At 42.3% G+C, this 14,013-nt stretch carries 15 protein-coding genes and 1 tRNA gene; 5 read left to right on the plus strand and 11 right to left on the minus strand.

Going from position 1 to position 14,013, the window contains the following annotated elements:
- Positions 1–42 precede the first annotated feature (42 nt).
- A complete protein-coding gene (locus tag HC026_RS01615) occupies positions 43–435 on the plus strand; it encodes a DUF805 domain-containing protein (RefSeq protein ID WP_168924233.1) in 393 nt (130 codons plus the stop codon).
- A gap of 82 nt (positions 436–517) precedes the next feature.
- Here the strand turns inward: HC026_RS01615 and HC026_RS01620 are convergent, their stop codons facing one another.
- On the minus strand, positions 518–958 hold the full coding sequence (locus HC026_RS01620) for a universal stress protein (RefSeq protein WP_168924234.1): 441 nt from the start codon (positions 956–958) through the stop codon (positions 518–520).
- Between the two features lie 288 nt (positions 959–1,246).
- Here HC026_RS01620 and HC026_RS01625 point away from each other — a divergent pair, with 288 nt between their 5' ends.
- A complete protein-coding gene (locus tag HC026_RS01625; protein WP_168924235.1) occupies positions 1,247–1,798 on the plus strand; it encodes a GNAT family N-acetyltransferase in 552 nt (183 codons plus the stop codon).
- 39 nt (positions 1,799–1,837) lie between these two features.
- Here the strand turns inward: HC026_RS01625 and HC026_RS01630 are convergent, their stop codons facing one another.
- From HC026_RS01630 to HC026_RS01645, 4 genes are all read right to left on the minus strand, one after another.
- Positions 1,838–2,182, minus strand: coding sequence for an ArsR/SmtB family transcription factor (locus HC026_RS01630; RefSeq protein WP_168924236.1), 345 nt, complete (start codon positions 2,180–2,182; stop codon positions 1,838–1,840).
- Between the two features lie 51 nt (positions 2,183–2,233).
- Positions 2,234–2,797: a cadmium resistance transporter gene (locus HC026_RS01635; RefSeq protein WP_168924237.1), complete on the minus strand. Its 564-nt coding sequence runs from the start codon at positions 2,795–2,797 to the stop codon at positions 2,234–2,236.
- A gap of 118 nt (positions 2,798–2,915) precedes the next feature.
- Entirely contained in the window at positions 2,916–3,821 is a 906-nt protein-coding gene (locus HC026_RS01640; protein ID WP_168924238.1) for a metal ABC transporter solute-binding protein, read from the minus strand.
- A 118-nt stretch (positions 3,822–3,939) separates the two neighbouring features.
- Complete coding sequence (locus tag HC026_RS01645; RefSeq protein WP_168924239.1) at positions 3,940–5,112, minus strand: MFS transporter; 1,173 nt, start codon at positions 5,110–5,112, stop codon at positions 3,940–3,942.
- 229 nt (positions 5,113–5,341) lie between these two features.
- Here HC026_RS01645 and HC026_RS01650 point away from each other — a divergent pair, with 229 nt between their 5' ends.
- Positions 5,342–6,286 (plus strand): aldo/keto reductase, encoded by a 945-nt coding sequence (locus HC026_RS01650; protein ID WP_168924240.1) that lies wholly within the window; start codon positions 5,342–5,344, stop codon positions 6,284–6,286.
- Between the two features lie 86 nt (positions 6,287–6,372).
- On the opposite strand, the gene HC026_RS01655 is transcribed toward HC026_RS01650, so the two are convergent.
- On the minus strand, positions 6,373–7,410 hold the full coding sequence (locus HC026_RS01655) for a zinc-binding dehydrogenase (protein ID WP_168924241.1): 1,038 nt from the start codon (positions 7,408–7,410) through the stop codon (positions 6,373–6,375).
- A 177-nt stretch (positions 7,411–7,587) separates the two neighbouring features.
- On the opposite strand from HC026_RS01655, the gene HC026_RS01660 reads away from it, so the two are divergent.
- Positions 7,588–8,322, plus strand: coding sequence for an SDR family oxidoreductase (locus HC026_RS01660; RefSeq protein ID WP_168924242.1), 735 nt, complete (start codon positions 7,588–7,590; stop codon positions 8,320–8,322).
- Positions 8,323–8,952: 630 nt separating this feature from the next.
- Positions 8,953–9,402: a hypothetical protein gene (locus HC026_RS01665; protein ID WP_168924243.1), complete on the plus strand. Its 450-nt coding sequence runs from the start codon at positions 8,953–8,955 to the stop codon at positions 9,400–9,402.
- A 67-nt stretch (positions 9,403–9,469) separates the two neighbouring features.
- Here the strand turns inward: HC026_RS01665 and HC026_RS01670 are convergent.
- From HC026_RS01670 to rnz, 5 genes are all read right to left on the minus strand, one after another.
- Positions 9,470–9,557, minus strand: a tRNA-Ser gene (locus tag HC026_RS01670).
- A 79-nt stretch (positions 9,558–9,636) separates the two neighbouring features.
- Positions 9,637–10,155 (minus strand): adenine phosphoribosyltransferase, encoded by a 519-nt coding sequence (locus tag HC026_RS01675; RefSeq protein ID WP_168924244.1) that lies wholly within the window; start codon positions 10,153–10,155, stop codon positions 9,637–9,639.
- A gap of 17 nt (positions 10,156–10,172) precedes the next feature.
- Positions 10,173–12,503 carry a single-stranded-DNA-specific exonuclease RecJ gene (gene recJ / locus HC026_RS01680; protein WP_168924245.1) on the minus strand — a complete coding sequence of 777 codons (2,331 nt, stop codon included), beginning with the start codon at positions 12,501–12,503 and terminating at the stop codon, positions 10,173–10,175.
- On the minus strand, positions 12,496–12,849 hold the full coding sequence (locus HC026_RS01685) for a LapA family protein (RefSeq protein ID WP_168924246.1): 354 nt from the start codon (positions 12,847–12,849) through the stop codon (positions 12,496–12,498). Before HC026_RS01685 ends, recJ begins: the two co-directional genes overlap by 8 nt.
- A gap of 11 nt (positions 12,850–12,860) precedes the next feature.
- The gene (gene rnz, locus HC026_RS01690; protein ID WP_168924247.1) at positions 12,861–13,799 is read right to left on the minus strand and encodes a ribonuclease Z; all 939 of its coding nucleotides are present in this window, start codon (positions 13,797–13,799) and stop codon (positions 12,861–12,863) included.
- Positions 13,800–14,013: the final 214 nt, after the last annotated feature.

Consider the following 14,013-nt stretch of genomic DNA (forward strand, 5'->3'; position numbering starts at 1 on the left):
TATCTATTCAGATCAAATTTCATTGTCAAATAGTTTAGGAGCATGCTGATGATTCAAAACTACCTCGATTACTGGTCGAAAATGACTGTCTTCAATGCAACTGCAACGAGGAGACAATACTGGACAGCCTATATCATAAATGCTTTCGTCATCTGGCTTTACGCACTGCTCACCCATCAATCTCAATATTATATGAGTGGGCACTATCAAATTGCAACTGACGCGAATTCAATCATTTTCGGGCTCATTTTAATGCTTGTGTGGCTCGCCAATTTTACGATCCGTGCTCGGCGACTCCACGACTCCAACCACAGTAATTGGTGGCTGATCATTTCGATTATCCCCGTGATTGGTGTGGTGTGGCTGTTTATTCTACTTCTGATGCCAACAGTAGATAATCAACGTTGGCCATTAAATCAGTCTCAAGTTCAGTAATATTGTCTAAGCACTTAATCTACACAAAATAAAACATCAGTCACATTTTCTCAAGGTAAATGGCTGATGTTTTGTCGTTTCATTATTCAGTTTTCTCTTCGTCATTAACAACTAAAACTTGGACGTTTGCATGCCGCACAACGTAAGCGGTAGTAGATCCAATCAGGATGCGGTTCAACGCATCCGCACCCGATTTACCAATAACGATTAAGTCAAAATCTTTTTTATTAGCCGTCTCAACAATAACATTCTTTGGTGACCCATGATCAATCACTGTTTCGGCGTCAATTCCAGCCGCTTCAGTGGTCTTTTTCCCCGCGGCGATGACCTCTCTGGCATGCTGCCTTAATTCACTTTGGATATCCATCGGAACGTTTCCAGCAGCTAACGTCATTCGAGCCTCATCAACCACCGCCATTAACGTAATCTTAGAACCAAAATAACGACTGATCTTAATCGCAACATTTAACGCCGACATTGAATTATCACTACCATCAAGTGGAACTAAAATATGTGAGAACATGGTCATCGCTCCTTTGACGAGCCCTGCTAGAGCTCCATGGCAAATCCGACTTCCAACTACTTATAGTATGAATCATAAATTTAATGAAATCAATTGATATGCCCAGTAATTGTTAAACATCAAACAAAGTGGAAATAATCCGTGGGTTTCAGTAGTCGTGATATCGAAATTATCGCAGTTTTGTCACCAAACAGAATAAAAATTGAATTAATTGAAATCTTTTACTGGTAATTAGTTCCAACTTAGCGTAATCTTGTAAAAGTGATTTTAAGTAAGGAGTCGATATTGATGAAATTAAAAAAAGCAACCTTAGCAGATCTTGATACAATTATTGCGATTCTAAAAGATGGCAGTAACCAATTAGCAGAATCCGGTGTTGACCAATGGCAAGGCGATTACCCTTCCCGTGATCAGATCACCTACGATATCAACAACGGTTTCGCTTACCTGGCACAGTCAGACGACAGTGAAACGGTTGGTGCCATAGCCGTTGTCACTGCGCCAGATCCTTCGTATGACACCATGCAAGGCACGTGGCTGAATAACTCGGAGGACTACATTGTCATTCACCGGGTAGCGATTCATTCTGAACACGCTGGTCATGGTTATGCCACTCGCTTATTTGAAGCAGTGATTGACCACGTGATTTCGGATCACCCAGAAATCAAGAGTATCCGAATCGACACACATGCTGATAACAAGCCAATGCAACATTTGATCGATAAGATGGGGTTCACCAAAGTTGGCGAAATTTTTGGTGTCTACCACCCCACCGATCAAAGTTTTGTATATGAAATGCTGCCTCATGAAGATAATGCGGCAAAACACCAAGCAAGTTAATTTAAGTATCTGAAAAAGCAGGTAAGCCGTCCTCTCGGTTTACCTGCTTTTTTTAATCTGTGAAGCATTTTTATACGGATGAGGTTCGCCCTTTATTTCGTGTGAAACGTGGCCCAGCATCGCGTCCACCATTTCAAGGATATGCGGATCATCCAAGCAATAGAAAACGTGAGTGCCCATTTTATTCCGATTTACCAGCTGGTACTGATATAAAATTGCTAATTGATGTGATACCAGCGGTTGCGGCAAATTGACGTTATCAACAATTGTCGACACATCCGCCTCATTATCTTCCAAAAAATACAGAATTTTAATGCGGTTAGTATTGCTTAAAACCTTATAAATTTTAGCGGCTTCCTCTAAAAGCGCATTGCTGACTTCCACGTCGATCACCTCAACTTTAACGGATTAATTATCTCTATTATGGTACAACTATCAGAAGAAAGCCATGATATGACTAATTAATCCACTATCCCAGAATACCCATAGACCAATCAAAACGTAGCAAACCTTCATTAACTTTTCACCGTATCGTGTCATTAGATTAGTAATAACGGGAATTTCCGCTACTAATTTAATGATTAAAACAACTAGCAACGTTAATGAGCCGATGAAAACAAGCGTCAGTAAGAAATGTGTGAAAGATTCACCAACTAATACGGGCAGAAAAATGGATAAATTACACCCTGCACAGACCGATAAGTAAGTCATTGTCACACTCAGAATCTGAGACCGCTGGTGCTTATCACCAGTCTCATCGTCATTATCATGAAACGCCAGGTAAATTGGCAGAATTCCTAAGATACCTAGCAGCCATTCTGGTAGAAAGACTAACAGCGCCTTACCTACTGCATAGCTTAAAATCAGCAAAATCAAGTTTCCAAACAGATAGCCGAGCATCACTTTGACAACCTGATATTTCTTGAGTAGAAAAATCAGCATAAAGAAAAAATCAAGGTTCACGCTTAAAAACGTTAACGTTAATAACCAATAATTCAAATTATTATCCTTCTCTCTTATTACGAATATATTATATGCCACATATAACATATTTAAAAGTAAATTCATAAAAAAACATCTCCAAGACGACTGGTCGTCATGAAAATGTTCTTTGGCTCTATTTCAAAATTTGGTTCAACTGCTGATATTGACTTAACATCCACTGCTTGTACGTTAGATTTTGGGGCAGCGTTTCAGTGACCTTCAAAACCGGAACGTGATTCTGCTTGGCTATCGCCACCAGATTATTAACCGTCTTACTATCAACTTGCTGATTGAAAACAAAGAACGCCACTCGCTGTTTCTTCAGGCCATTTTGCATTTGCCGAATCGATTTGGGCGACGGATCACTGCCATTTTCGATTGCTTCTTCAAAACCATGGTTAGCCACTTTAAATCCTAGTGCTTGAATCGCATAGTCAAAAACGGGTTCACTGACATAAACTTGTTTTTGTCCCCGCTTAGCACTGAGCCGTTTAATTTCAGTGATTTCATTGTTGATGGGTCTCAGCGATTGAATGTATCGGGCAGCATTTTTATCAAAATACGCTTTATTTCGAGGTTGTTTCTTACTAAACTGCTTGGCCAATGCTCGAGCTAAAGTCGGCATAGTTTGCGGTCGATACCACAGATGCGGATTATCACCGTTTTGTTTATTTAACAAATCATTGCCGACCCGAATGTATGTCACCTTCTTGCCCGTAACTAACCGGTCCATCCAACGATCATAACCAATACCATTAGCCACCACCACGTTGGCTTGGTGAACAATCTTCGCAACCTTTGGTGTGGGTTCATAATCGTGCGGATCAGTTGCTGGCTGGTTAATTACCGAATGCACAGTTCCCTTATTACCGACCACCGCACGAGCAACTTCACCATAAAAATCCGTGCTAGTGACCACCTGAATTTTACCAGCTGACGACTGCTTTGCGGCATGACCGCATCCACTTAATAATGTCCCAGCACCGACTACCGCTAATCCTATCGCCACTACCATTCTCGCTCTCTTAACACCAAACATATCATTGCCTCCAAAAAAAATAAATAGTAATAATTACTCTTTAAACCATACAGTAAATTTGTTTACATGTAAATGGTAATTATTACTGTTTCCGTAAATTACGTTGATATTTGCCTATTCATGGCGTCGTTTGGTTTCTTATGATCCGGTTTAAACCGAGAATCAATAACAGTGAAATCAGCGAATAAATTGCGGCACCGAAACTGATATCCCTTAACCCGATCACATCAAACATGATGGAAGCAGTCGCTGACCCCAGCGAAATACCGTAGTTAAAAAAGATTGAGCTCAAAGAAGACGCCAATAACAACGCCTGAGGATAATCCGTTTCCGCGATACTTAAGAAATAAACCTGAAGCGGTGCGCTCAACAAGGTTACGATCATCGTTAAAATCAGTAATGCACCGAAGCCAAATACCTGACTGTTCAGTGCTTCCGGTAATAACATCAAAATCACTAAATCAGCTAAATAGTACTTCGGCAACTGGTTAAGTCCCCCGTGTTTTGCCAGATGACCGGACCAACGATTAGAGGCAATGCTCATGAGCCCAATGGCAAATAAAAGCAAGTTTAAATCACTCCGGTGAAAACCTAAACCACTCGTTAATAGTGGCCGAATATAAGTGTAATAACCATACATAGTAGCTGCTGTAAACAAGGCTAACAGGATACCAATTTGAATCCGGCGATCTCGTAATAATTTCATTTGATCCGAAAATGTGCCGGTGGCTTGCATAACGTGTTTCGGCAATAGCCATATTAATAGGCCATATGCAATAACAGTCAACATCGACACCAGCATGAAGGCATTTCGCCAGCTAGATTGAATACTAATCATGGTGCCAATGGGAACCCCAAAAACTGACGCAATGCTGTACCCCGCAAAGACCCAGGCAACTAAACTAGCACGTTTTTCTTTTGGCACAATGACGGCCGTAAAAGTCATCAGAAATGAAATAATGGCGCCCGCAACACTGGCAGCTATCATCCGTGACAGCAGCATCCAAAAATAGTTCGGTGCCATTGCAGTTATGGTATTCCCAATCAGAAAAATGGCCATTAACACCAAAAGTGTCTGGTACCGATTATATTTACTGGTAAAGATTGTGATCAATGGTGTGCTGATCGCGTACACGACGGCAAAAACGGTCACTAGATCACCCACCAAAGTGAGTGAAACGTGCAAATGTCGGGCAATTTCGGACAGGATTCCCACTACCATAAATTCATTACAACCAAGTAGGAAAGTGACCAAAATAAAAACAAGTGCCCTCAACCGATCCTTATTCATCCCCATCACTCCCGGTATTTAATAGTTGATGAGTGGCTCCCCGCCTCCGTTTCAATCATGACCTACATCTTAATCAAAGGCAGTATAACCTATTTTCCCGCGAAATACTTAAACAACAAGCGAAACTAATTTCTCAATCATTTTCACAGACAAGTCGTTTGCAATCGTTAATCATTTTCACCATAATTAATGGTGAGCAACCAAATTTAAAATCAAAAGAGGGATTATTATGTTCGATGCAAAAGTTGCAATTGGTACCTGGTCTTGGGGATCAGGTCTAAACGGCGGTGATCAAGTTTTTGGTAACCATTTAACTCAAACTGATCTTCAAGCCGTGGTTGATTCGGCAATGGCAAACGGCTTAAATCTCTGGGACACTGCTGCCGCATATGGTGAAGGCTCTTCCGAAACGCTATTGGGTAATTGTTTGAAGGCATACAATCGCGATGAATACTTTTTATCTACGAAGTTCACACCACGCTTTGCTGGCGATGGCGAGGATCCCGTGGGTGACATGTTGGCAGGCAGTTTAAAACGGCTGCACACAGACTATGTTGATTTGTACTGGATTCATAATGCTGAAGGCGTTGAAAAATGGACGCCAATGATTGCACCGCTCGTTAAAAAGGGACTGATTAAACACGTTCGGGTTTCCAATCACAACCTGAAGCAAATCAAACGTGCCAGAGAAATTTTGAACGCAGACGGTGTCGAACTTGACGCAGTTCAAAATCATTACAGTCTACTCCACCGGAATTCTGAAGATGATGGCATTTTAGATTATTGTCATGAAAATGGGATTACCTTCTTCCCGTACATGGTACTGGAACAAGGCGTTCTCACCGGCAAGCACGATGCTGCTCATCCGTTTGAAGGCGACAGTAATCGGGCAAAAAAGTACAACCCCATGTTGCCAAAACTGAACGAATTGCTGGCCAAGATGATTGAATTGGCTGGTAAATACCACGTCGCAGTGGCCGATGTGGCAACCGCTTGGGTGATTCAAAAAGGCACCACCCCAATCATTGGTGTGACAAAGCAACATTATATTGCTGATACCAAACATGCAATTTCACTTAGTCTAACACCGGACGAAATGAAGACATTAGAAACTTTGGCCGATCAAGCACAAGTTAATACACAGGGTAGCTGGGAACATAGTATGGATGAATAACTAAAAATCAGACAACCAAAAACGGGTCGGCACACCTCTCAAAAGAGGCATACCGACCCGTTTTTAATCATCCGCTTTTACGGACTCTAAAGCACGATCAATGATTTAATTGCTTCACGCTTAGCCATCGCTTGGTAAGCGTCATCGATATCATCTAACTTAAACGATTTCGTGAAGACTTTGCCGGGATGAATGTCGCCATCCAAAACAGCTTTCAATAAAATTTGCTTGTCATAAGTGGTAACTGAAGCAGGACCACCCGCGATAATGGTGTTCTTGTAGAAGGAACTAGACATATCCATTTTAGGCTCATGTGGTAAGCCGACGCGACCAACAATTGCGCCTGGGCGACCAACCTTCATAGCTGTATCATTAGATTGTTCTGTCCCGACACATTCTAAGACGGCATCTGCGCCAGCATTATTGGTCAGCACCATAACCTTTTCAACCGCCTCATCGCCCCGTTCTGCAATGATATCCGTCGCGCCAAACTCGATGGCTAATTGCTGACGATCTTCATGACGGCTCATAGCAACGATACGCTTGGCACCACGTAATTTAGCGGCAATCACACCGCAAAGACCAACGGCCCCGTCACCAACAACGACCACGGTGTCACCCGTTTTGACATTAGCAACCCGAGCAGCGTGATATCCCGTAGCCATCACGTCAGCAAGGCTCAACAATGACTTCAGCATTTCATCGCTATAATCAGCTGGTTGCCCTGGAACTTTAATCAAAGCCCAGTCAGCATGCTGGAAGCGCACATACTCCGATTGAACCCCTTCACTGAAGTTATCTGTATGACTTTGGCAATCACCGTCAAAACCTGCGAGACAAGCCGCACAATGGCCGCAACCGTGGGTAAATGGTGCAATGACAAAATCCCCTGGTTTGACCGTCGTAATGTCACTACCAACAGAGTCAACAATGCCAATGGCTTCATGACCTGAGTTAGCCGAATGAGCAGCTTTATCTTCTAACCCGCGATAGGCCCACAAGTCAGACCCACAAACGCAAGTCCTCACGACTTTGATGATTGCATCATCACCGGCTTTAATCACTGGCTTATCCACGTTTTCGATTGCAACTTTACCTGCTTGTTCAAAGATGGCAGTTTTCATTTAAATATCCCCTTCCGACACATAGCTAGGATCGAATAAATCGCTCCACTAATAGTTCAATGTCAGTATATCAGTTAGAGTGCAGTCGAAGTCAAGATATCTTGAGCAGAACTGAACAAAAACCTAGGTGAAAAATAATGGTAGAATGAACTCATTAAATGATAAGGAGTTGGTATTTTGACAATCAAAAATAAAGTTGTTGTCATCACTGGTGCTTCAAGTGGTATTGGTCGCGCAACAGCAGAAAAATTAGCACATGCTGGTGCCAAGGTAGTTATTGGTGCCCGCCGTACAGACCGACTGAAAGAGATCGCAGGTAGCTTTCCCACAAATAACGTTCTATATCAGCAAACAGATGTCACGGATCGCGATAGTGTTGCCAACTTGGTTAAGCTAGCCACTGATACTTTTCAACGGGTTGACGTACTCTATAATAATGCCGGCCTCATGCCCATCTCTAAGATGGCTGAACTGAAAGTCGATGAATGGGAGCGAATGATCGACGTCAACATCAAGGGTGTGTTGTATGGTATTGCGGCTGTCTTGCCCGTCATGATTCGCCAGCAGAGTGGTCAAATCATCACCACCGACTCTGTTGCTGGACACGTTGTCCATCCGGGTACAGCGGTCTACGCTGGCACTAAGTACGCCATTCAGGCAATTATGGATGGTCTGCGTCAAGAGCAAATCACTAACCACATCAAAACGACCATGATTTCACCTGGTGCCGTCAACACTGAACTGTTCAGCACAATCAGTGACCCGCAGCAGCGCGCCCAAACGGAAAAGCAGGAAAAAGAAAATGGGTTAAACGCTGAAGACGTTGCGAATGCTGTTGCATACGCGATCGATCAACCAACTGAAGTCGCCATCAACGAAATTTTAATGCGACCATCTTCACAATCCATTTAAGCTTATAATGCTAATCGTATTCATCAATAAAAGAGCGATAGACATCCCCGTTATGGAAGAGATGTTTACCGCTCTTTATGACGTCGGGTGTAGTGGACCGACATCTGTAGTGTAGTTGAGAAATGTATTTCGAAAGAAAGTACAGTATTGAGTCTACTAAAAATGTCTATTAATTACAATACTTTTTTGTAAATTTGTTTAAAATTTGTGAAGTCTTATTCAATTGAAAGGCCTATATTGTGATTTAGGATACAATTGTTATTACTGTATAAATCTTTTTGAATGCCAAATGATTCCATGATTGTGAAGATAATAGTCTAACGAAATATGATTTTTGAATTGCTGATTTAAAGTAAATATATTATAAATCCGCAATAATTGTAACGTGAATTTGTTGTCAATAACAGCTATTGACAACAAATGATACAACTACAACCATTACAATTGATATCATTACCTTTTATGACTATTATGATTAATAATAGCAATGATGCGTACTTTGATTTTGCATTGATTGAACAAGTCTTTATTGTACGAGCTCAGTGTCCACAGCATTTAAATTTTGTCAGTGTAAACAATCGTCCAAACCTGATCGACGCAAAAAGCTGAAATTTGATTGGAGGTAATGATGTGGTACAAGTATTATCGTTAATTAGTGTTGGGCTAGGATTGTTCGCAATCACTGGTGCAATCATTGGTTTTTTCGTTGCAGAATGGTCAGGTTCAGTGACGAAATATTGGGAGATTATCGTTGGATTGCTAGTAGTTTGGCTGATTGGTGTGTTCCAACTCTTTTCCTTATTCACCGGATATAGCAAGAATCTTGATTTAATCGGTAGCTGCGTTTTCTTGATTTTAGCAATTCTTCTAGTGTGGGGCCTGTTCAGCCAAGGGTTCAACAAACATCTCTCATCTGGGAGAGGTTTGAAAATTCCTGTTATTTGGGTCCTAGGTACTTGCTTGTTCACCGTGGTCGTTGGCGGACTGGGGACTCATTATTACATTCAACACGAAGTGAATCAATTCGAACAAAAGTTGAATCAAGAAATTGATAAAGCCAATCAAGAATTGAACAAATAATTATCAAAAAAGCTGTTAACAAATTGTTAACAGCTTTTTTGATAATTATTCTCTTATTGTATCCATAAGGAGAGTACAGGATTTGAACCTGCGCGCCGGTATAAGCCGGTTCGCCGGATTTCGAGTCCGGTGCATTACCACTCTGCCAACTCTCCATAACACACTAAACAATTATAACAAAACTAGACAAACTTGCAACTGCTAGCCGCTAATATTCAGTGTGATGATGTGCTTTTAAAATTCCATCAAACTAAAGATATCATAATCTTTAATCTTATCCCGGCCATGAAGATCCTTTAATTCAATGATAAAGGCTGTCCCAACGACAATGCCACCTAGATCTTCCACAAGATCAATGGTTGCACCAATCGTGCCACCAGTAGCCAGTAAATCGTCGGTGACTAAAACTCGTTGTCCCGGTTTAATGGCGTCTTTGTGCAGGTAAAGCGCAGATTGGCCATATTCGAGATCATAGGTTGCTTTAACCGTCTCACGGGGTAACTTACCCTCTTTACGAGCTGGAGCAAAACCAATCCCTAATTCATAGGCTACTGGACACCCAACAATAAATCCCCGAGCTTCAGGCCCTACAACCATATCTACATTCTTACTGCGAGCATAATCAACCAACTGATCGGTGGCGTAACGATATGCTTCCCCATCTGACATCAGTGGCGAAATATCACGAAACATGACACCAGGCTCAGGGTAATCCGGCACTGTTGCAACGTACTTCTTTAAATCAATGGTCATCTTAAATAGCAACTCCTTTAATCTTCTGCAATTAGCGAGGTCAACAATGTTTTCAAATCAGCCGTTTCGCTATACAATAGTTGTTTTTCAGTTTCAATCTGCTGTTGTCGTTTTTGGTAACTCGGTGCGTCAGTAATTTGCCGATGGGCTGGCTGCTTAACCTCATTCAGCTGACCATTGGAAATAGTGACGAATTCAAGCTCACGAAAAATCTGCAACATCAAGACCAGCTGTGCCGGAGCAATTTGTAAATACTGCGCCAACTCATTCAATCGATGAGAGACATCGACGTCTTGGTGTGTTTGAACGAACCTAAATAGTTTAGCATATTGTGCGCGATCTGGCATCCCCAAAAGATAATGACTTTCTTTTAAATAAAAATAAGCAACAATTTGATCTGCCTGCACAGCTTTTAATGCTGCTTTCAAATCGCTAATTTGAGCTGGACAGTCCACCAAATACATTGTGGGTGTGTGGACCTCTCCCAAACGTTTGGCATCCGTCAACAGCCAGGAATTGGCTGTTGCTGGAATTTGTGACTGTATCTTTTCATAAAAGCGTTGATTAAAGAAGACATAAGTTGCATTGACATCCTGAAACATTTCCTGACGTAACTTCTGAGTTCGCTGGTCGCTAATCACTAACCCGTCTACTGCTAAATCTTTCACCATGACTTGCATTGAAGTCCGACCCTGCCAGACATTAATATCGATCTGACCGACGACTTTGACCTGCTCAGGTGCACTTTGCAGGACTGGAGCCAGTTCACCTGCACCAAAATCAATTGCACTAAGTTGACTATTTTGGTCACTTAACTGAAATTTCAGGTGCTTACCTTCAGCACCAATCGCCTTCACATTTTGAACAGTACTGGGTTTGAAAACAAACATCGGCACTGGATTGTCGGTTCCAAATGGTCCCAATTGACGTAATTGATGGTATAGCTCTTCTGAAACATCACCAACTGACATCTCCGAAGCCACTGGTAATGGCGTTTTCGGCTGATCAGCTAAATTTTGATCAAGGGCAGCTTGATCAAAGCCAAGCTGTAATTGACTTAATTCATCAGCCTTTGCAGTCATCCCAACAGCGGCAGCGTGTCCACCAAAGTTAACTAGAAGGTCACGTTGACCATCAAAAGCATCAAATAAATTGAAACCTGCAACACTACGGCCAGATCCTTTGGCCGTGCCGTTTTCCGAATTAACGTCCAAAACAACCGTTGGCTTACCAGTCGCTTCAACTACCTTGCTGGCTACAATACCGAGAACCCCTTCATGCCAGCCCTTACCAGTGATTAACATGGTGGGATGGTCACGGTGATTTTCGTCTTGGGCTTGTGCTAACGCGACTTCGCTAATATCAGCAACTAACTTTTGACGATACTTGTTTTGTTTTTCGGTTAATGCCGCTAATTTCTGCGCACGCTCTTCGTCCAATGTTGTCAGCAATTCAACTGCGGGCGCCGCATCGTCGAGCCGACCAAGGGCATTTAACCGAGGAGCGATACCAAAACCAATCGACTGTTCATCAAGTTGGTCGGGCTCAAGTCCGGCTTCTTTAATCAGTGAAACCAATCCCAAGCGATCCGTTTGAGATAACAACTGTAAACCAGCCGTCACTAAGACCCGGTTCTCATCAACCAGCGGAACCAAATCGGCCACTGTTCCAATTGCTGCTAAATCAAGCATCTCTTGCGGCACTTCATCTAGCAGTGCTGTTGCAACCTTAAAGGCCACTCCTGCTCCGGATAAGCCGCCAAAAGGATACTGCCCTTCCGGATGGCGAGGATGAATAATAGCGTAGGCGTTGGGAAGCTCAGTGGGCAATTCATGGTGATCAGTGACCACTACATCACAACCCAGCTCGTTGGCGCGAGCAATGGCATCATTACCAGAAACCCCGTTATCGACAGTCACGATTAACTGAGTCCCACCTTCAATCAAACGCTCAAAAGCCGCAACATTTGGCCCGTACCCATCGACAAAACGATTGGGAATAAAGTAATCGACGTTGGCACCAATCTGATCCAGTGTTTCGTATAGGATTGAAGTACTTGTTACCCCATCAGCGTCATAATCACCATAAATCGTAATATGATCACCGTTAGCAACAGCGTTTTGAATCCGCTCAACACCCTTTTGCATGTCATGCATGGTCATCGGATCATGTAATTGGGATAAATCGGGATTCAGAAATTGGGTCGCTTTTTCTTGGTTATCATAACCGCGATTCAGCAATATCTGTGCAACCATCGGCTCAATAGAAAGTGATTCTGCTAAATGGGTCGCCGCATCACTGGGACGATCAACGTGTTTTATTTGCCAATCATAATGTGACTCAATCATGAACATCATCCTTTACTTCTGGTTGACTGCTGTTGGACTTCATCGATGCGTCTGGGTGAGTCTTTCCAGCTACACGAGTCTTATTTTGGTCCAACCGGGTCTCTAAAGTCTGAATCCGGCTGCTCTGCTGTTTGATCATTTTCTTATTTTGATAATTAGTAATCGTTGCAAAGAGAAACATCAAAATTGCACCCAAAAAGACTGCCGCTAACAACACCAGCACTAGTGGCCATGATACGGTCGCAAAGCCAAAATGGACTGGAATGGATTCCGTATTCATGACCGAAAAAACGGCAATCAAAATCACAATTAAGATGGCGATAATCACTTTACCTTGACGCTTCATTGAATTGCCCCCTATTTCCGTTCCTTATCAAACGGAATATCAATTACATCAAAATCCTTCACAACTTTCGAGTTACTGAAGACGGCTTGCGCCTGTTTTTCAAGATCATGAGCCAGTTTGCCCGTATAACGAGCGGAAATATGATTCAGCAATAATTTCCCAACGTGGGCAGTCTTAGCGATGTTGGCTGCCTGCACGTTCGTTGAATGATAATAACTATGAGCCATAGCCGCTTCGTCCTTAGCGAACGTACTTTCATGAACCAAAACATCCGCATTCTCTGCCAGATGATAACTGTTAGCCGTTTTTCGAGTATCACCTAGAATCGCGACTACTCGTCCCTTTTGGGCATGACCAATGTAGTCTTGTCCGTTGATCTCACGACCATCTGGCAGTGTCACGGTTTTACCCGCTTTCAACTGACCATATAGTGGCCCTGATGGCACGTTGTCTTCTCTAAGTTTATCTACCATTAATTCACCCGGATGATCCCGTTCTTCGACCCGATAGCCAAACGTTTCTATTTTATGATCCAAATGTTCAGCATATACAGTGAACTTATCATCCTGGAAAATCTCGCCACCGTGTGACAATTCCACAAACTCAATAAAGTAGGATAATTTTGTTTCAGAAACTTTCAAGCTGGTCAACACAAAGTTACGAATTCCCTTAGGGCCGTAAATGGTTAACTTGTCATTACCGCCCTGAAACGAGCGGCTGCTCAGTAAACCTGGTAAGCCAAAAATATGGTCACCATGTAAATGAGTAATAAATATTTTATCGATTTTACGTGGCTTGATTGTTGTTCTCAAAATCTGATGTTGAGTACCTTCGCCGGCATCAAACAGCCAGATTGAATTACGTTCTTCTAGTAACCGTAATGCTAAACTACTGACATTTCTAAACTTTCCAGGAGAACCAGCACCGGTTCCTAAAAATTCGATTTGCATATTTGTCGTCCTTTTCTATCTATCTTGCACCACACATCTGGCCAGTGCGAACAAATCCTTTTTAGCGGATTCCAACTCTATAATTGTATCAGATTCATGGTGGGATTGTTTGATTATTTGCCTAAATGATAAAGCTTACGGATAAATCGCCTAGTCACCAATAAATGATATTGTCACCAAAGATAAGGTATAATAGCATTAGAGGAAGTGAAAA

The organism is Secundilactobacillus angelensis, assembly GCF_012641075.1.
Taxonomy (GTDB): domain Bacteria; phylum Bacillota; class Bacilli; order Lactobacillales; family Lactobacillaceae; genus Secundilactobacillus; species Secundilactobacillus angelensis.

Excerpts from the sequence above, each read along its gene's own strand:
- HC026_RS01615 (WP_168924233.1), top strand. The coding sequence starts at position 43 with ATGCTGATGATTCAAAACTACCTCGATTACTGGTCGAAAATGACTGTC.
- HC026_RS01620 (WP_168924234.1), bottom strand. The coding sequence starts at position 958 with ATGTTCTCACATATTTTAGTTCCACTTGATGGTAGTGATAATTCAATG.
- HC026_RS01625 (WP_168924235.1), top strand. The coding sequence starts at position 1,247 with ATGAAATTAAAAAAAGCAACCTTAGCAGATCTTGATACAATTATTGCG.
- HC026_RS01640 (WP_168924238.1), bottom strand. The coding sequence starts at position 3,821 with ATGTTTGGTGTTAAGAGAGCGAGAATGGTAGTGGCGATAGGATTAGCG.
- HC026_RS01645 (WP_168924239.1), bottom strand. The coding sequence starts at position 5,112 with ATGAATAAGGATCGGTTGAGGGCACTTGTTTTTATTTTGGTCACTTTC.
- HC026_RS01650 (WP_168924240.1), top strand. The coding sequence starts at position 5,342 with ATGTTCGATGCAAAAGTTGCAATTGGTACCTGGTCTTGGGGATCAGGT.
- HC026_RS01655 (WP_168924241.1), bottom strand. The coding sequence starts at position 7,410 with ATGAAAACTGCCATCTTTGAACAAGCAGGTAAAGTTGCAATCGAAAAC.
- HC026_RS01675 (WP_168924244.1), bottom strand. The coding sequence starts at position 10,155 with ATGACCATTGATTTAAAGAAGTACGTTGCAACAGTGCCGGATTACCCT.
- recJ (WP_168924245.1), bottom strand. The coding sequence starts at position 12,503 with ATGATTGAGTCACATTATGATTGGCAAATAAAACACGTTGATCGTCCC.
- HC026_RS01685 (WP_168924246.1), bottom strand. The coding sequence starts at position 12,849 with ATGAAGCGTCAAGGTAAAGTGATTATCGCCATCTTAATTGTGATTTTG.
- rnz (WP_168924247.1), bottom strand. The coding sequence starts at position 13,799 with ATGCAAATCGAATTTTTAGGAACCGGTGCTGGTTCTCCTGGAAAGTTT.